18 protein-coding genes, 1 pseudogene and 1 riboswitch are annotated in these 16,054 nt (G+C 72.1%); of the genes and pseudogenes, 10 read left to right on the top strand and 9 right to left on the bottom strand.

Translation table 11 applies throughout. From position 1 onward, the window contains the following. A partial coding sequence (locus ACIA8N_RS35530) for an acyl-CoA dehydrogenase family protein (RefSeq protein WP_146250805.1) occupies positions 1-107 on the bottom strand: 107 nt, incomplete at its 3' end. A 126-nt stretch (positions 108-233) separates the two neighbouring features. Then, positions 234-917 (bottom strand): ScbR family autoregulator-binding transcription factor, encoded by a 684-nt coding sequence (locus tag ACIA8N_RS35525; protein ID WP_365779698.1) that lies wholly within the window; start codon positions 915-917, stop codon positions 234-236. A 113-nt stretch (positions 918-1,030) separates the two neighbouring features. On the opposite strand from ACIA8N_RS35525, the gene ACIA8N_RS35520 reads away from it, so the two are divergent. Next, entirely contained in the window at positions 1,031-1,996 is a 966-nt protein-coding gene (locus ACIA8N_RS35520; RefSeq protein ID WP_399416884.1) for a ScbA/BarX family gamma-butyrolactone biosynthesis protein, read from the top strand. A gap of 14 nt (positions 1,997-2,010) precedes the next feature. Next, on the top strand, positions 2,011-3,015 hold the full coding sequence (locus tag ACIA8N_RS35515) for an NAD-dependent epimerase/dehydratase family protein (RefSeq protein ID WP_365779702.1): 1,005 nt from the start codon (positions 2,011-2,013) through the stop codon (positions 3,013-3,015). Positions 3,016-3,165: 150 nt separating this feature from the next. Here ACIA8N_RS35515 and ACIA8N_RS35510 read toward each other — a convergent pair whose 3' ends face one another. Next, positions 3,166-3,339: a CsbD family protein gene (locus tag ACIA8N_RS35510; protein ID WP_365779704.1), complete on the bottom strand. Its 174-nt coding sequence runs from the start codon at positions 3,337-3,339 to the stop codon at positions 3,166-3,168. A gap of 198 nt (positions 3,340-3,537) precedes the next feature. Then, entirely contained in the window at positions 3,538-3,792 is a 255-nt protein-coding gene (locus ACIA8N_RS35505) for a hypothetical protein (protein WP_365779706.1), read from the bottom strand. Between the two features lie 148 nt (positions 3,793-3,940). On the opposite strand from ACIA8N_RS35505, the gene ACIA8N_RS35500 reads away from it, so the two are divergent. The 5 genes from ACIA8N_RS35500 (at position 3,941) to ACIA8N_RS35480 (ending at position 8,365) form a co-directional block, all read left to right on the top strand. Next, a complete protein-coding gene (locus ACIA8N_RS35500) occupies positions 3,941-4,537 on the top strand; it encodes a TetR family transcriptional regulator (protein WP_365779708.1) in 597 nt (198 codons plus the stop codon). A gap of 273 nt (positions 4,538-4,810) precedes the next feature. Further along, positions 4,811-5,017: a cold-shock protein gene (locus ACIA8N_RS35495; protein ID WP_037631190.1), complete on the top strand. Its 207-nt coding sequence runs from the start codon at positions 4,811-4,813 to the stop codon at positions 5,015-5,017. Between the two features lie 119 nt (positions 5,018-5,136). Next, a riboswitch (cobalamin riboswitch) is annotated at positions 5,137-5,262 on the top strand. Between the two features lie 87 nt (positions 5,263-5,349). Beyond that, a complete protein-coding gene (locus ACIA8N_RS35490) occupies positions 5,350-6,429 on the top strand; it encodes an ABC transporter substrate-binding protein (RefSeq protein ID WP_365779711.1) in 1,080 nt (359 codons plus the stop codon). A gap of 71 nt (positions 6,430-6,500) precedes the next feature. Then, positions 6,501-7,520: an iron chelate uptake ABC transporter family permease subunit gene (locus ACIA8N_RS35485; RefSeq protein WP_365780126.1), complete on the top strand. Its 1,020-nt coding sequence runs from the start codon at positions 6,501-6,503 to the stop codon at positions 7,518-7,520. Continuing rightward, complete coding sequence (locus ACIA8N_RS35480; protein ID WP_365779713.1) at positions 7,517-8,365, top strand: ABC transporter ATP-binding protein; 849 nt, start codon at positions 7,517-7,519, stop codon at positions 8,363-8,365. Before ACIA8N_RS35485 ends, ACIA8N_RS35480 begins: the two co-directional genes overlap by 4 nt. A 75-nt stretch (positions 8,366-8,440) precedes the next feature. Here ACIA8N_RS35480 and ACIA8N_RS35475 read toward each other — a convergent pair whose 3' ends face one another. Further along, entirely contained in the window at positions 8,441-9,721 is a 1,281-nt protein-coding gene (locus ACIA8N_RS35475) for a radical SAM protein (protein ID WP_365780127.1), read from the bottom strand. Positions 9,722-9,946: 225 nt separating this feature from the next. On the opposite strand from ACIA8N_RS35475, the gene ACIA8N_RS35470 reads away from it, so the two are divergent. Continuing rightward, on the top strand, positions 9,947-10,336 hold the full coding sequence (locus ACIA8N_RS35470) for a VOC family protein (protein ID WP_365779715.1): 390 nt from the start codon (positions 9,947-9,949) through the stop codon (positions 10,334-10,336). Positions 10,337-10,349: 13 nt separating this feature from the next. Here the strand turns inward: ACIA8N_RS35470 and ACIA8N_RS35465 are convergent. Further along, a pseudogene (locus ACIA8N_RS35465) lies at positions 10,350-10,622 on the bottom strand (sugar ABC transporter substrate-binding protein); the annotation flags it as partial. Here ACIA8N_RS35465 and ACIA8N_RS35460 point away from each other — a divergent pair. Beyond that, on the top strand, positions 10,603-10,824 hold the full coding sequence (locus ACIA8N_RS35460; RefSeq protein ID WP_365779717.1) for a hypothetical protein: 222 nt from the start codon (positions 10,603-10,605) through the stop codon (positions 10,822-10,824). The pseudogene ACIA8N_RS35465 and the gene ACIA8N_RS35460 sit on opposite strands and share 20 nt — an antisense overlap. 368 nt (positions 10,825-11,192) lie before the next feature. Beyond that, complete coding sequence (locus tag ACIA8N_RS35455) at positions 11,193-11,681, top strand: SRPBCC domain-containing protein (RefSeq protein WP_365779719.1); 489 nt, start codon at positions 11,193-11,195, stop codon at positions 11,679-11,681. A 4-nt stretch (positions 11,682-11,685) separates the two neighbouring features. On the opposite strand, the gene ACIA8N_RS35450 is transcribed toward ACIA8N_RS35455, so the two are convergent. From ACIA8N_RS35450 to ACIA8N_RS35440, 3 genes are all read right to left on the bottom strand, one after another. Next, positions 11,686-12,105, bottom strand: a complete 420-nt coding sequence (locus ACIA8N_RS35450; protein WP_030223422.1) for a hypothetical protein — start codon at positions 12,103-12,105, stop codon at positions 11,686-11,688. Positions 12,106-12,239: 134 nt separating this feature from the next. Next, entirely contained in the window at positions 12,240-14,408 is a 2,169-nt protein-coding gene (helR, locus tag ACIA8N_RS35445; RefSeq protein WP_365779722.1) for an RNA polymerase recycling motor ATPase HelR, read from the bottom strand. Between the two features lie 167 nt (positions 14,409-14,575). Further along, entirely contained in the window at positions 14,576-15,790 is a 1,215-nt protein-coding gene (locus tag ACIA8N_RS35440) for a serine hydrolase domain-containing protein (RefSeq protein ID WP_365779724.1), read from the bottom strand. Between the last annotated feature and the right edge of the window lie 264 nt (positions 15,791-16,054).

The following is a 16,054-nucleotide window of genomic DNA, read 5'->3' as shown; positions in this document are numbered from 1 at the left end:
ACCGCGGCGGCGAACGGCACGATCTTCGCCTCCGCGAGAGCACGCACCGACTCCCGGAGCATGTCGTGCTCCTCGGAAGGCCGATACAGGTCGAAGTCCTTGCCCATGATGTGGAGCTCCCCTAGACGCTTGTGGCACTGAGTACCCTCAGCAAAACACACTCAGTGCCATGACGCCAGAGCGCCCCGACACCGTTCCGCGTCGGGGCGCTACAGAGACCGTTCGGTCGGTTTCTATTGCTCGGAAGTCTCCGCGAGATATCCCTCGTCCCTGCGGAGCCGGTTCGCGTCGTATTCGGCACCCAGCTGCCGGGCCCGCTCCTCCGTCATGTCCAGACATGTCAGCAGGGCGGGGGTGCAGATGCTCGGCAGGAAATGCTGGAGAAGCACCGAGACCCGATGGGCCAGATCGCTGCGATCGCACAGGATCTGGGACATCGCCTGAATTCCGGAGAAGGCGCCGGAGAAGAGCTCGGCGGTGTCCGTGACGTTCACGTGGACCAGAAGCTCACCCCGGGCCTTCGCGACCATCAGGATCTCCGACACCTGGTCGATCCACGCCTGGAAGGGAGCGGCCCGGTCGACCCCGGTGGCGCCACTGTCCAGTGCGAGGGCGACGCTGGCCCGCACGAGCGCGTCACGCTGCAGACGGTGGGTCAGCAGAAAGGCCTGGTCCGCCAGCTCCTGCAGCTTGACCGCCTGCGGCGCCAGCGGGACGTCGAGCATCTGGGCGTCGAGCACACCGAGGGCGAGATCTTCCTTGGACGCGAAGTGGAAGTACAGAGCCCCCTTGGTCACCCCGGCGCGCACCAGGATCTCCCCGATGGTCGTCCGCTCGTAGCCGCGCTCCGCGAACACGGTCGCGGCCGATTCGAGGATCATCTGCCGGGTCCGGATTGCACGCGCTTGCTGCGCCAAGGCGCCTCCTGCTGTCTCGCTGTCTGTGCTCAACGTGTGACGTGATGCATTGAAAAGAAAACCGCGCTGTACGTATTCTAATCGGGGCGGACGCACCGCCCGGGGGCGCGGGGATGCGAGGGGGATCCATGGATCAGAACTGTCGAGGGGCGACGACACACGTCCCCGGGGAGTTCGTTCACCGAGCGGACCCCGCGGACATCATCCCCACGGGCTGGACCCAGCTACGGGAGAACCGATTCTCCGTCTCCGCGCGCTGGCCTGCCGCGCATCCCTTCTTCTCACCGGTGGCAGGGGACCGGCACGACCCCGTACTGGTGGCCGAGACGATACGCCAGGCCACCATGCTGATAGCTCATGCCGAATTCGGGGTACCCGTGGACGACCAGTTCGTCATGTGGGGCCTCTCCTACAGCGCCGATCCCGAGGCGCTCACCGTCGACGGGCTCTCCTCCGACCTCACCGTCGACGTCGTCTGCTCCGACCTCAGCAGCAGCGGCGGGCGGCTGCGCGACCTCCGCACCACCGTGGTCCTCACCCGCGACGACCGCTTCCTCGGCACCGGCAGCGCAATGGCGCGCTGCACCTCCGCGCCGGCGTACCGCAGGATCCGCGGCGCGCGGATGGCCGCGCTCGGTCGGCCGGTCCCGCTGATTCCGGGCGTGGCCCCGCACCTGGTCGGCCGCGAGCTCTCCAAGGACGTCGTCCTGGGACCGGGCACCCGCCCCGGCCAGTGGCAGCTGCGCATCAACACCGCCCACCCCACCCTCTTCCGCCGCCCCAACGACCACGTGCCCGGGATGGTGCTCCTCGAAGCCGCCCGGCAGGCGGCGACCCTCACCATCGGCACCGGTGCATTCCTGCCCACCGTCATGGACGTCTCCTTCTCCCGCTACGCCGAACTCGACAGCCCCTGCTGGATCGAGACCGAGATCGTGTCCGGCGTCGACCCCTCGACGCACAGCGTCAGGGTCATCGGCCACCAGGACGGCCACCGGCTCTTCCACTGCATGCTCACCTCCCCCTGCCGGGAACTGGCGGTGGCCGGAGCCGGCCTCGACACCCGGCTGGCGGGTTGAACCGGAGCGGACCGATGGGCCCTCGCGTTCTGATCACCGGCGCGACCGGATTCATCGGCGGCCGGGTGGCGGCCGCGGCGTCGTCCTTCCCGGCCCTCTCCCCGAGCCCCTCCCCGGCTTCGTCGGCGGAACCCGCGTACGTGCGGCTGCTCGCCCGCCGCCCGCTCACGCCGACCGGCCCGCCCGCCCCGCCGGGCGAGCGGGTGGGACCGGAGACCGGGACCGTCCTGGGCGACCTCCGCGACCCCGACTCCCTGCGTCGCGCCTGCGCGGGGATCGACGTCCTGATCCACTGCGCCTCGGCGATCGGCGTGGAACCGGAACTGGCCCGCGCGGTCAACGACGAAGGCACCCGAGCCCTCGTCGACGCGGCCGTGGACGCCGGGGTGACCCGCATCGTGGCCCTGAGCACCGCCTCCGTGCACGGCCGGGGCCCCTTCCGGGCCGCCGCCCCCGGCACCCTGCCGCTCGCACCCGTGTCGGCGACCAGCCGCACCCGGGCGGCGGGCGAGCGGTACGTCCTGGACGCCGGCGGGACGGTGCTGCGACCGCACCTCGTGTACGGCACCGGCGACCGGCAGCTGATGCCCGGCCTGGTGCGGCTCCTCGCGGCCCTGCCCGCCCCGCTCGACGGGGGCATGTCGCTGCACTCCCTGATCGACGTGGACAGCCTGGCGCGCGCCCTGCTCGGCGCGGCGCTCTCGCCCCGTACCCGACCGGGGCCGTACTACGTCGACCATCCCGAGCCCGTCCCGGTCGCCGACCTGCTCGCGGCGGCCGACGGCCTGCTCACCCGGCGAGGCGGGGCACCCCCGGGCCGGGCCGTGGACATCCCCACGGCCCGCGCGCTGCTCGCCGGGGTCCCGTTCGCGCAGCACCACCTCGACATGCTCGCCACGGACCACTGGTTCGCCGACGACCGCCCCTGGCGCGAGCTGGGCTGCGATCCGGGGCCCGGCTTCACGGAGGGATTCGCCCGCCACGCGTCGTGGTACCGCACGCAGATCGACGCCTCGTAGCCGATCCGTGCGGACCGCGAACTCTGTGCGGTACGGCGACCTCTGCGCGTACCGCGACCTCTGTGCGTACGTGTGCGGCGGGCGTACCCGCCCACCCGGGTCCGCCCGCCGCTTCGTGTGACACTGCGCGCGACTTTCGGTACGACGCTCCTAGTGCTTGGTCGCGTCCTTGGCCTTCTGGCCCGCCTGCTTCATGTCACCCTTGATCTGCTCGGCACGCCCCTTCATCTCCAGGCTCTCGTTGCCGACAGCCCTGCCCGTCGCCTCCTTGGCCTTTCCCTTGGCTGTCTGAGCGGCGTTCTTGGCCTTCTTACCGGCGGCCATCCCGCACCTCCTGTTCGAAATCTTCCCTTTTGTCCTCTTCCCTGCGACGGGGGAAATACTCCGGAAGTGCACCGGTCACAGTGGTGGCAGGAGGTGTCCCCAAGTGGCCCGAGGTCGTCGAGGGCGGTCAGCCCGGGGCGGCTCACCGGTGCTTCCGCGACGATGACGGCGTTCGGGGCCTGCTTCTCGGCGGTTTCACTACCCGTCTCCGTCCCGCCCGCGCGGGTACGGCTTCCGCTGCTCCTCGCGCCCGAGACCCGACCCCTGCCGTTTGGCGGTGCTCCCGTCCTCGTCCTCCATGGCGGCCTTCGACCGGTCAAGCGTCGCCTCCTCCGCCTGGCGCCGCGCCTCCGTGTCGCCGCTCTCACCCTCGGCGTGGGACGGGGTCGTCCGCGGGGGCGGCTCGTGCGAGTGCTCCCGGTCGCTGTTGTGACGCCTGCCGTGGTGGCTCATGGCTCTCTCCCTCACACCGCGCGTGTACGCCCCGGCCCTCGGGGCGACACAAGTGCCGCTGCCCGGGTGTGACCGGCTGAAACGGGGGGTCGACGGGCCTGAAGTGTCCATGCTCCGGACAGCGCCCCGTGGATAAAGTAGGGACACGATGACACGTTTTCGCGAGAGTGTTCGATCCCTGTTGCGCCAGCAGGTGCTCGACGCCGCCTACCGCCTCGTCGCCGCCGAGGGCTGGGGCGTGCTGCGCATGACCGTTATCGCGCGGGCCGCCGGTATCAGCCGACAGACCCTCTACAACGAGTTCGGCTCGAAGGAGGCCATCGGCAGCGCCCTGGTCCAGCGCGAGCTGGAAGGCTTCCTGATCGGCATCCAGCGAGAACTGGACGCACACCGGGGTGACTTGGAGAAGGCGGCCGCCGCCGGGGTCGGCTACACGCTCCGGCAGGCGGTGGAGAATCCGCTCATCAAGAGCGTGCTGCTCGCCGCGCGGGGCGGCGAGGACGACCTCCTCGCCTACCTGACCACCCGCCCGGAACCCGTCTTCGGTACGGCGATGGCGATGCTCGACGCGTACGCCGTCGAGGCCTGGCCCGACGTGGAGGAGGAGTCGCGCGGACTCGCGGTCGAGACGATCGTGCGGCTCACCGTCAGTCACATCGTGCAGCCGGTGGACTCGCCGGAGGAGTCGGCGCGGCGCATCGCCCGGATCACGGCGAGGATCGCGTACCCGGGCGGCGGGGGCTGAGCAGCGGGGCCGGCCCCTCTGGCTCTCTGGCTCCCTGAGGGTAGGGCGAGGCCCGATGTCGGACACGGGGGATCTCCGGCACCGGGCCTCTGTTGAATATTGTACGAGACTCTGCCCGTGCTCCGTGCACGCGGCCGTCCCGGCGGGCCGGGGCCCTTCCCGTAACGGGCGAAGAGCGGGCCGGTGGGGTAGAAGTCCCCTGAGACGCGGACGCGGCCCGACGGGCACGGTTCCCCCCTCGGCCGCGTCGCCGGTGACGACGAGGAGGCCGCCGTGGAAGGCAGAAGCAAAGGGTTCGTGCAGTCCTTCAACCGTGCCGGCGGGTACGGATTCGTCCTTCCCGTGGGCTCCGAGGAACAGGTCTACTTCAGCGCCGTGGACATCGAGGGGGAGGAGCGCTCGCTCTCCGAAGGGCAGCAGGTCTCCTTCGTCCTCGTCCTCGGCGACGGCCGCTTCGAGGCGAAGGAACTGCGCGTCTGACGCGCCACGCGGCACGGCCGCGCCACCGGCGGCGCCCCCGGGCGGGGGACACCGCCGGTGGTACTGTGCCGAAGCCAGTCGCACCTTTGTACGCACCCGAACGGGTGTGTGCACGGGTCAGGGAATCCGGTGCGAAACCGGAACTGACGCGCAGCGGTGAGGGCGACGGGCGGAGCATCGGCCACTGGGCGGCACGACGGGCCCGGGAAGGCGCTCCGTCCGGCTGACCCCGAGTCCGAAGACCTGCTGGCGGCCCCGGCGGCACGCTGCCGTACGGGGAGCACCGTTACGACAGGCTCCGCGTATGAGCCGTGGCCGCAGAGGAAGTTCCCGTGCCGCTCGCACACCCCGCCCGCTCCGCCGTGCTGTTCCTGGCCGGCGCCCTGCTCCTGACCGCGACCGGCTGCGGCGGCGGATCCGCCGCCCCGGGCGCGAAGAACCCGCCCGCGAAGCCCGCGAAGAACCAGGCCGGAGGCGTCGGGCAGGGGTACCCCGTGACCTTCGACGACAACTGCGGCCGCCGGGTCACCGTCGACCGGTCCCCGCGGCGGGCCGTCGCCCTCGACCAGGGAGCGGCCGAGATCCTGCTCTCCCTCGGCCTCGCCGACCGGATGGTGGGCACCGCCACCTGGACGGACCCGGTCCTGGCGGGCCTGGAGAAGGAGAACGCGAAGGTACCGCGCCTCGCCGACCGCTACCCCTCCTTCGAGAAGGTGCTCGACACCGAACCCGACTTCGCCGCCGCCTCCTTCGCGTACACCCTCGGCAAGGGAGGGGTCGCCGACCGCGAGCGGTTCGAGAAGCTCGGCGTCCCCACCTACCTCTCGCCCACCGACTGCGTCGGCAAGGACAACAGCGGCGACGGCGACGGCGTCCGCACCCGGCCGCTGACCATGGACACGGTGTACGGCGAGATCCGCGACCTGGCCCGGGTGTTCGACGTCCCCGAGCGCGGCGAGCGGCTCGTCGGACAGCTCAAGTCCCGCGTCACGAAGGCCACCTCGGGCGGCGACTTCACGGACGCCACGGTCCTCTACTGGTTCTCCGACGCGCAGTCGCCCTACATGGCGGGCTGTTGCGGCGCCCCCGGCATCGTCACCAACGCCCTCGGCGCGAAGAACGTCTTCGACGACACGCGCGCGGAGTGGCCCCAGGTCAACTGGGAGACCGTCGCCGACCGCGACCCCGACGTCCTCGTCATCGGCGACCTGACCCGCCGCTCGCAGTCCGCCGAGAGCGCCGCCAAGAAGATCGAGTTCCTGGAGTCCGACCCGGTCACCCGGAACATGACGGCGGTACGGAAGAAGCGGTACGTCCTGCTCAGCGGCCAGGCGATGAACCCCACGATCCGTACCGTCGAGGGCATCGAGAAGGTGGCGGCGGCCCTCCGCGCGTACGGTCTCGAGAAGTGACGGCGTCCGTTTCGGGCAAGGCCGCTTCGGGCAAGGCCGCTTCGGGCAAGGCCGTTTCGGACGGGACCGCCGTGCGCGCGGGGGTCACGGCGCCGCTGTGGACCGCGGCCGGTCTCGCCGTCCTGGCGGTGTCGGTGGCCGTGGCGATCACCATCGGGCCTGCGGACATCGGCGTCGGTGACGTGTGGTCCGTGGTCGCCGCCCACATCGGCGGCGAGACCGCCGAGGTCTCGCCGATCCGGGACGGCATCGTGTGGGACCTGCGGCTGCCCCGCACCCTCCTCGCCGCCGTCTGCGGCGCGGGGCTCGCGGTCTGCGGGGCGGTCATGCAGTCGCTGCTGCGCAACCCGCTCGCCGACCCCTTCGTCCTCGGGGTCTCCTCCGGGGCCTCGACCGGCGCGGTCGCGGTCGTCGTCCTGGGCGTCGGCGGGGGCGTGCTCTCCGTCACCGGAGGGGCGTTCATCGGGGCGGTGTGCTCCTTCGCGCTCGTCCTCCTCCTGAGCCACACCCTCGGCGGCTCCACGGACCGTGTGGTCCTCTCGGGCGTCGCCGCGATGCAGCTCTTCTCCGCCCTCACCTCCTTCGTCGTGATGACGGCGGCGGACGCCGAGACCACCCGCGGGGTGCTCTTCTGGCTGCTCGGCTCGCTGGGCGGGGCCGACTGGGGGGACGTCGCGGTGTGCGGAGCGGTGCTCGCGGTGTCCCTGCTGATCTGCGGCGGGTACGCGAGGACCCTCGACGCGTTCGCGTTCGGCGAGGAGGCCGCCGCGTCCCTCGGCGTCGCCGTCGCCAGGACCCGGCTCGTCCTGCTGTGCGTCACCGCCCTCCTGACGGCCGCCCTGGTCTCCGCCGCCGGGGCGATCGGCTTCGTCGGACTCGTCCTGCCGCACGCGGCACGGGCCCTGGCCGGGCCGGGGCACGCCCGGCTGCTGCCCGTCACCGCCGTGACGGGGGCGGTGTTCCTCGTTTGGGCCGACACACTCGCGCGGACGGTCCTCGACCCCCAGGAGGTGCCGGTGGGCGTGGTGACCTCGCTGATCGGCGTACCGGCGTTCGTCCTCGTCCTGTACCGCACCAGGAGCAGCCGATGAGCGCGCACACGGAGACGGGCGCGGATGCGGGCACGGACACGGGCAGGGGCGCCCGCGCCGGGCTCCGCGCCGACCGCGTCTCGCGCACGGCGGGCGGCACCCTCGTCCTCGACGGCGTCAGCCTCACCCTCGCGCCAGGGACCGTCACCGGCCTCCTCGGGCCCAACGGCTCGGGGAAGTCGACCCTCCTGCGCCTCCTCGCGGGCGTCCTCGCCCCGGGCTCGGGCGTCGTCACCCTCGACGGCGACCCGCTCGGCGCACTCGGCCGCCGCACGGTCGCCCGGCGCCTCGCCACCGTCGAGCAGCAGGCCGACACCCAGACCGATCTGTCCGTCGCCGACGTCGTACGCCTCGGCCGCGTCCCGCACCGCAGGGCCTGGGCACCCCTCTCGGCCGCCGACGAGACCGCCGTCCGCTCGGCCCTCGCCCGCACCGGGCTCACCGACCGGGCCCGGCAGTCCTGGCGCACCCTCTCCGGCGGCGAACGCCAGCGCGTCCAGATCGCCCGCGCCCTCGCCCAGGAGCCGCGCGAGCTGCTCCTCGACGAACCCACCAACCACCTCGACATCCAGCACCAGCTGGACCTCCTTTCGCTCGTCGCCGAGCTGCGCCTCACCGCCGTCGTGGCGCTGCACGACCTGAACCTGGCGGCGATGTACTGCGACCGGCTCGTGGTCCTGGCACAAGGCCGCGTGGTGGCCGCCGGCGCTCCGGGCGAGGTCCTCACCGAGGAGCTGATCGCCGAGGTCTACCGGGTCCGGTCGGCGGTGACCCGGCCGGAACCGGGCGGACCTCCGCACATCCGCTTCCTGGGTACGGTGCCGGGCCCGCCCGCCGGGGAGTGAGACGGAACCGGCGCCCATGAGTGAGGGCCGGTACCCCCACAGGGGTACCGGCCCTCACTCATGACCCGGCCGAGGTCACTCGCCCGGCGCCGGCGACAGCGCGTCCATGAACGAGCTGACCGAGAACACCGCCCGCCCCGGACCGGCGGGCCCGTACCCGGGCGGCGCGGTCAGCCCGTGCTCCTCCAGCGTCGCCGTGTACGCCTCCAGGAGACGCAGGTGGTACTCCAGCGGAGCGCCGTCCGGGTTCTCGCGCCCCAGCGGGGTCGTCGGCTCCGGGCACCAGGTGGTGAAGCGGGGAGTGATCCCGCGCGACATGAAGAAACGCAGCCCCTCCCGGGTGGAGGCGATCGCCTCGTCCACGGTCAGGAAGCCGGAGGGACGGGCCATCTCGACACCCGCGACGAAGTTCGGGATGACGTTGCGCGGCCCGAAGACCTCAGCCGAGTCCAGGATCCGGCGGTGCCACTCGTCCCGGCCGATGTAGCGCTCCTTGCCGGGGCAGTACAGCTCGAAGAGCCGGCGGTCCCACACCTCGTAGTTGGGGTGGTAGATCCGGATGCCGTAGTCGTGGAAGCGTTGCACGTCCTCCTTCGGCAGGGCCTGGGCGACGACCTTGCCGATCCAGCGGCCGGGGAAGCGCTCCTCGATCGCGCGCGCGTACTGCCCGTAGAAGTCCGCCTCGTCCTTACCGCCGACCTGGGACGTGACCGCCCCGCCGGTCAGGGTGTACGCGGTCGACGTACGGGCCGTGTCGTGCCGGTCGATGATCTCCAGGGCCTCCAGGACCTCGTCCACCGGCTTCACCCCGGTGTACGGACGCCCCGCCGCCTTGTGCTGGCGCCAGTTGTGGTTGATGTCGCAGTACTGGCACTCCTCCTTGGCGCCGAAGTACTGGCACACCCGGAAGACCGTCAGGTAGATCAGATAGCCCCACTGGATCGTCGGCGCGACCTCCATCACCGACTTGCCGTTCGAGAGCGGGTGCCGGTAGTACTCCGGCATCGGCGGCAGACCGACATCGGCGATCCGCACCCCGTCGAGGAACAGCGCGAGCGCCCCGTCGGCGTCCGGCGCCACCCGGTACGGCGAGGAGGGGTTGACCCGCACCGACACCACCGTGCGGCGCAGACCGTACGGACCGCCGGTCAGCACGATCTCCTCCGGCGGGCGGTTCAGCGCCGCCTCGCCCAGCTCCGGCAGCGTGCGGTGGTCGAAGGAGAAGATGAAGTACGACTTCGGCTTCACCTCGCCCCCCTCGTTGCCGCTCAGCGCGGCCGGGTCGAAGGCGAGCCCGCCGCGCAGCAGGTCCTCCTTGAACACGGCCTCCGGAGGGATCCCGGGGAAGCGCTCCATGAGGGATTCCACGACAGCGGTACGGGTCGGGACAGCGCTGGACACAGGCGATCTCCAGTGGTGAGAGACGACGGAGCCGACACCGTCACGCTACGCGCGCGTGCTCCGGTCGCGACGACCGGGACCCCGGCGCGGCGGGTCCCGGCGCGTCCCGCCGCCGCGAGCGGGCAGGGATGCTAGAAGTTCCACGATCCGAACACCCGAACCACCCGCCGGAGAGCACCCATGAGGATCAACCTGGCCAGCCTCCTCGTCGACGACCAGGAGAGGGCCCTGCGCTTCTACACCGACGTGCTGGGCTTCGTGAAGAAGACGGAGGTCCCCCTCGGCGAGTACCGCTGGCTGACGGTCGTGTCGCCCGAGCACCCCGACGGCGTCGAACTCGTCCTGGAGCCCGACACCGCCGTCCCCGCCGCCCAGACGTACAAGAAGGCGCTGGTCGAGGCCGGCATCCCGCTCACGTCCTTCGCCGTGGACGACGTGCGCGCCGAGTACGAGCGGCTGCGCGGACTCGGCGTCCGCTTCACCCGGGAGCCCGTGGACATGGGCCCCGTCACCGTCGCCATCCTGGACGACACCTGCGGCAACCTGATCCAGATCGCCCAGTACGCGTAGGGCCGGCTTCCTGTTACTTGTTGACGGTGAAGCCCTGCTCGTTGCCGTACGTGACGCTCGCCTCCTGCCACGCCTTCAGGCCCTCGGAGAGCTTGGTCGGTGAGACGTACGCCTTGCCGACGGTGTCGTTGAAGACCGAGTTCGCGTACACCTGGTACGGCAGGTAGGACCAGTCGGCGCGGGTGGCGGGGAAGGCGCCCGCTGCGACCCGGCTGCTCGCGCCGGCGCCGGTGGTGGCGAACTCGGTGAAGGCGTAGGCCAGTTCCTTGTTCTTGGCGGCCCTCGGCGGCTGCGCCCTGCGCGGCGGCAAGGGCGGAATCGGCGGCACGCTCCTCGCCGTCGCGCTCCTCGGCTGTCTGGAGAACGGCCTCACCGTCCAGGGCATCAACTCCTTCCGGCAGAACGTCGCCCAGGGCGTCCTGCTGGTGGTCGCGGTCGTCGTCCAGCAGCGCCGCAACGGCGAACGGGCGGTCGGCCTGCCCGACTGACCGCGGCGTCGCCACCCGTGCCCACCGGCGGTCCCGCCGGCTCAAGGTGCCTGCGGGCGCGTCTCTGGTTACGCTGCGCAAAGAGGGGACCGAGCGGTTCCGGACAGGGCCGTGGACCGGGATGTGCCGGGGGCCGCCGGGCGGCCGTCCCCGGGCGAGTGAAGCGAGAAGCCCTGATGACGAACCCTCCAGACCCCCTGAACCCTCCGGACCCCCTGACTCCTCCGGACCCCTCGGTCCCTCCGGACCCCTTGATTCCTCAGGGGCCCGCGCTCCCTCCCGTCCCTCCCGTTCCCCCGACCCCTCTGGTCCCTCCGGCCTCGACGGTGCCCCCGCCCCCTCCCGTCTCCCCGGTCCTTCCGACTCCCATGGACACGGTCACCCTGGAACGGCACATCGCCGCCCGCCCGGAGACGGTCTTCGGCCTGCTCTCCGACCGTGGGAAGTGGCTGTCCTGGATGGGCGTCGACGGCACGTTCTCCTTCGAGCCGGGCGGCTCCTACCGCACCCGGGTCACCGGCGCCGCCGTCGCGTCCGGCCGTTTCATCACCGTCGACCCGCCCGGACGGGTCGTCTTCAGCTGGGGATGGGAGCCGGACCCCACGGCCGCCGCACCCGGCTCCGGTACCTGGGAGTCGGGGCCGACGCCTGTGGCGCCCGGCTCCAGCACGGTCGAGATCACCCTGCGTGCCGAGCCGGAGGGCACGCTCCTCCGGCTGATCCACAGCGGCCTCCCCTCGACGGAGGCCTGTGAGGAACACGCCGAGGGCTGGCAGCACTACGTCGACCGCCTCGCCTCCCGCGCCGAGGGCACCGACCCCGGCGCGGACCCCTGGACGGGACGGCCCGGCCGCTGACGTGTCAGGCGCCCACGGCCACCGGGGCCCGGCCGGGGGAGCCGGTGCCGAGTTCGCGGGCGTGCCGGAGCCCGAGGCGCAGGTAGGCGGCGAGGTCGGCGCGGGGCGCCTTGCGGACGAGGTGGCGGATGGCCTGCATGGCCTCCCAGGCCGAGGTGTGCGCCAGGGACTTGCCCCAGCTGTCGCCGAGACCGTCCCAGAGGTACGCGCTGAACCCGAGCTGGAGCGCCCCGGCCCGGCGCCGCTCCTCCTCGTGCGCGTCCAGGGCTCGTACGAAGAATCGTTCCGCCTCCACGGGGGGAAGCGCGGAACGGATGATGCGCAGGTAGGGCGCGACGAGCGACGCGACCTCGGGGCACTCCCCACCGGGAACGCCCGGGTCGCCGAGAACGGATGCCGTGGTGGGCTCGCATGTGTGAGTCATGAACCCATCGATACGTCATCTCATCGCAGGATCGGCCGTGGCGCGCCCACGCACCCCACCGGTTCGCCCCACGGAGCCAGGCCCGGCCGCCCCTTCGGGCCCGGGCCCGAAGGGGCGGCCGCGTCGCGAACTCGTCAGGAGCCGGTGAGGACGACGAGCTGCCGGGTCGCGCGGGTCATCGCGACATAGCGGTCGACCGCTCCCTCGATCCCCTCGCCGAAGGCGTCCGGGTCGACGAGGACGACGAGGTCGAACTCCAGGCCCTTCGACAGCGACGGGGTCAGCGACCGGACGCGGGACGTCGGCCGGAACCCGGGGGCGCCGATGACGCACGCGGTCCCGTCGGCGTTGGCGGCGAGCCAGTCGTCGAGGACCGTGTCGAGCTCCGTCACGGATCCGTGGACGACCGGGATGCCGGCGGCGCGGACGGACGTCGGCACGTTGGCGTCGGGGAGCGCCGCCCTGATGGCCGGCTCGGCCTCCGCCATGACCTCCTCCGGCGTCCGGTAGTTGATGCTCAGGGACGCCACGGTGATCCGGTCGAGTCCGACCCGTTCGAGCCGCTCCTCCCATGACTCCGTGAACCCGTTCCTGGCCTGGGCGCGGTCCCCGACGACGGTGAAGCTGCGGGACGGGCAGCGCTGCAGCAGCATCTGCCATTCCGCGTCCGTCAGTTCCTGCGCCTCGTCCACGACGATGTGCGCGAACGGCCCGGCGAGCAGGTCCGGTTCGGTGCCCGGCAGCGCGGCCTCGTCGACCAGGCTGTCCTTCAGGTCCTGGCCGCGGAGCATCGTCACCGCGCCCTCGCCGTCGTCGTCCGCCGCGAGCACGTTGTCGATGACGTCGGCCATGCGCGCGCGTTCGGCGGCGACCGTGGCCCGCTGCCGGCGCATGCGCCGTGCCGCCTCCGGGTCGCCGAGCCGCTGCCGCGCCGCGTCCAGGAGCGGCAGGTCGGACACCGTCCAGGCCTGGGCGTCCGCCCGCTGGAGCCTGTGGACGTCCTCGCGGTCGAGCCAGGGAGCGCACTTGCGCAGGTAGGCGGGGACCGACCAGAGGTCCCCGACGAGGTCGGCGGCCTCAAGGAGCGGCCAGGCGCCGTGCAGGGCCCCGGCCAGCTCCTCGTCCTGCCGCAGCGCCCCGCGGACCGCGTCCTCCGGGACCTCGCCGTCGAGCTTGGCCAGGAGGATCGTGCCCAGCTCGTCCCAGATCTGCTCCCGCGCCTCGTTGTGCGGGGTACCGGCCTCCGGCGCATCGAAGGCCTCGGCCCAGTCGTCGGCGGTCAGCCGGATGTCGGCCCAGTCGGTCGAGACCGTCACCCCCCGGGCCGGCGGCTCCTCGTAGAACCTGACGGCCGCCTCGATCGCCCGCACCAGGTCCGCGGACGACTTCAGGCGGGCCACCTCCGGGTCGCGCTCGGCGGACGCCTTCGCGCCCTCCGCGACGAGGTCCCGCACGGTGCAGGTCTGCACGCCCTCCTCGCCGAGGCTGGGGAGCACGTCGGCGACGTACGCCAGGTAGGGCTGGTGCGGGCCGACGAACAGGACGCCGCCCCTGCGGTGACCGAGGCGCGGGTCCGCGTAGAGGAGGTGCGCGGAGCGGTGCAGCGCGACGACCGTCTTTCCCGTACCGGGGCCGCCGTCGACGACGAGCGTGCCGCGCGAGCCCGCCCGGATGACGGCGTCCTGGTCGGCCTGGATGGTGGAGAGCACGTCGCGCATCCGCGGGGACCGGCTGCCGCCGAGGCTGGCGATGAACGCGGACTGGTCGTCGAGGGCCGCGTGCTCCTCCAGGCCGTCGGCGGTGAAGACCTCGTCCCAGTAGTCGCTGATCCGGCCGGCGGTCCAGCGGTACCTGCGGCGGCTCGCGAGCCCCATCGGGCGGGCGTGGGTGGCCGCGAAGAACGGCTCGGCCGCGGGGGAGCGCCAGTCGACGAGGAGCCGGTGCCCCGTGCTGTCGGTGAGGCCGAGGCGTCCCACGTACACGGGCTCGCTGCCGTCCTCGCCGACGACGCGTCCGAGGCACAGGTCCAGGCCGAAGCGGCGCAGGGTGCGCAGGCGGCCGGTCAGCCGGTGGATCTCCGCGTCCCGGTCCATCGCCTCCCGGCCGGCGCCGCCGGGCGCCCTGCGCGTCGCGTCCAGCCGCTCGGAGAGCTCCGCGACCGACTCGTCGAGGCTCTTCGCGATGGCCGCGAAGTGCTGCTCGTCACCGGCGATCAGCGCCGGGTCGGCCTTGGGGGAGAGGCGGTCGGGAAGGTCGAAGGCGCTGGTGCCGTACGACTGGTCCACCGACGAAAGCACACGCACGGGATGGGGCTCCCATTTCTGCAGGGGATGGCTGAGATCAGCGATTCTGCGGTACCACCGGGGCCTTGCCGCAAGCCCCCCTGTGCGCTATAAGTTAAGAGTGGCAAGAGGTGATTACTCCCCTTGCCACTCTTCGTTTCACCTTCTGTGCGCCGCCTTCGGTGCGATCAGTGCGGCACCACCGCGCCCGCGTAGACGTTCTCCGGCGTGACGATCGTGGTGATCGCCCGGGCGAGCAGGGTGGACGGCTCCTGGCCCTCGTGGAGCGAGTCCGTGTTGATCATGACGACCATGGTGGCCTTCTTCGACGGCAGGTAGACCGTCACCGTCTCGTACCCCGGGATGGAGCCGTTGTGCCCGATCCACCCGTTGGTCTCGAAGATGCCGAGACCGTAGCGGGTGCCGGGGAAGGTGGTCGGCAGCGTCTTGAGCCGCTCCGCCTGGGTCTCGGGGCTGAGCAGTTCGCCGGTGGCGACGACCTTCGCCCAGCGCCGCAGGTCGTGCAGGTTCGAGATCATCGCACCGGCCGCCCACGCCCAGCTCGGGTTCCAGTCCGTGGCGTCGGCGACCGCACCGCTCAGCGTCTGGTCCGTGTAGCCGCGCGCGTGCGGCTCGGGGAACTCGGCACCCTGGGGGAAGAGCGTGTGGTGCAGCCCGGCCGGCCGGAGGACCCGCCGGTGGATGAAGTCGGCGAGCCGGTGGCCGCTGACCTTCTCGACCACCAGGCCGAGCAGGACGAGGTTGGTGTTGGAGTACTCGAACTTCTGGCCCGGCTCGAAGGTGTTCTTGTGCTTGAAGCCGTACGCGAGCAGTTCGTGCGGGGTGTACGGGCGCTGCGGGTCGCTCAGCAGGTCCTGCACGAAGCCGGGGTCGGAGGTGTACGGGAACAGACCGCTGCGCATCTCGGCCAGATGGCGCAGGGTGATCCGGTGGCCGTTCGGCACGTGGCGGACGTACTTCGAGATCGGTTCGTCGAGGCGCACCCGGCCGTCGTCCACGAGTTCAAGGAGTGCGGTGACCGTGAACGTCTTGGTCTCGCTGCCGATCCGGACGAAGCTGTCGGCGAACATCGGCTGCCGGGTGGCGGTGTCGGCGACCCCGGTCGCACGGACGTAGCTGCCCTTGCCCGGCATCCAGAGTCCGACGACGACACCAGGGATGCCCGCCTGCTTGCGGACGTCCTCGATCGACTTGTCCAGCCGGGCGGTCAGCTCGGGGCCGAGACCGCCCGGCGGGCAGTCGTCCTCACCGTGCAGGACGGCGCTCGCGGCGGATGCGGGAGCGGCGTGTACGGGAGTGGCGGGGGTGGCCGCCATCGGGGCGAGCACGGACGCCACGAGCAGCGTCGCGGCGAACAGCCGGCGGTGGGAGGTACGTCGCATCGGGGGATGCCTCTTCCGGGTCACGGGTCTCGGACGGCCATTCACCACCGGCACCCACGGCCGAGGGCCCGCCGTCCCGCCCGCGGACCGGCGAGTCCACTCGTTCGGCGCCACTCGTGTCACCGGGGCGGCCCTCCGGTACCGGACCGGTCGATGCGGACCGGTCGATCCGAACCGGTCGATCCGAGCCGGTCGATGCGGTGCGCCTCGCTCACCTCGCTGATGACGGTCGCCGGGCCGCGCAGTGCGCCGGGGCCCCGGGTG

Source organism: Streptomyces sp. NPDC051822, assembly GCF_044452745.1.
GTDB lineage: Bacteria > Actinomycetota > Actinomycetes > Streptomycetales > Streptomycetaceae > Streptomyces.
This window is presented reverse-complemented; position numbering and strand designations above follow the sequence as displayed.

What these genes read in the sequence shown, in the direction of transcription:
- ACIA8N_RS35455 (WP_365779719.1), top strand. Translation starts at nt 11,193, where the DNA reads ATGGACACGGTCACCCTGGAACGGCACATCGCCGCCCGCCCGGAGACG.
- ACIA8N_RS35505 (WP_365779706.1), bottom strand. Translation starts at nt 3,792, where the DNA reads ATGAGCCACCACGGCAGGCGTCACAACAGCGACCGGGAGCACTCGCAC.
- ACIA8N_RS35500 (WP_365779708.1), top strand. Translation starts at nt 3,941, where the DNA reads ATGACACGTTTTCGCGAGAGTGTTCGATCCCTGTTGCGCCAGCAGGTG.
- ACIA8N_RS35470 (WP_365779715.1), top strand. Translation starts at nt 9,947, where the DNA reads ATGAGGATCAACCTGGCCAGCCTCCTCGTCGACGACCAGGAGAGGGCC.
- ACIA8N_RS35480 (WP_365779713.1), top strand. Translation starts at nt 7,517, where the DNA reads ATGAGCGCGCACACGGAGACGGGCGCGGATGCGGGCACGGACACGGGC.
- ACIA8N_RS35515 (WP_365779702.1), top strand. Translation starts at nt 2,011, where the DNA reads ATGGGCCCTCGCGTTCTGATCACCGGCGCGACCGGATTCATCGGCGGC.
- ACIA8N_RS35475 (WP_365780127.1), bottom strand. Translation starts at nt 9,721, where the DNA reads ATGGAGCGCTTCCCCGGGATCCCTCCGGAGGCCGTGTTCAAGGAGGAC.
- ACIA8N_RS35520 (WP_399416884.1), top strand. Translation starts at nt 1,031, where the DNA reads ATGCGAGGGGGATCCATGGATCAGAACTGTCGAGGGGCGACGACACAC.
- ACIA8N_RS35510 (WP_365779704.1), bottom strand. Translation starts at nt 3,339, where the DNA reads ATGGCCGCCGGTAAGAAGGCCAAGAACGCCGCTCAGACAGCCAAGGGA.
- ACIA8N_RS35440 (WP_365779724.1), bottom strand. Translation starts at nt 15,790, where the DNA reads ATGCGACGTACCTCCCACCGCCGGCTGTTCGCCGCGACGCTGCTCGTG.
- ACIA8N_RS35450 (WP_030223422.1), bottom strand. Translation starts at nt 12,105, where the DNA reads ATGACTCACACATGCGAGCCCACCACGGCATCCGTTCTCGGCGACCCG.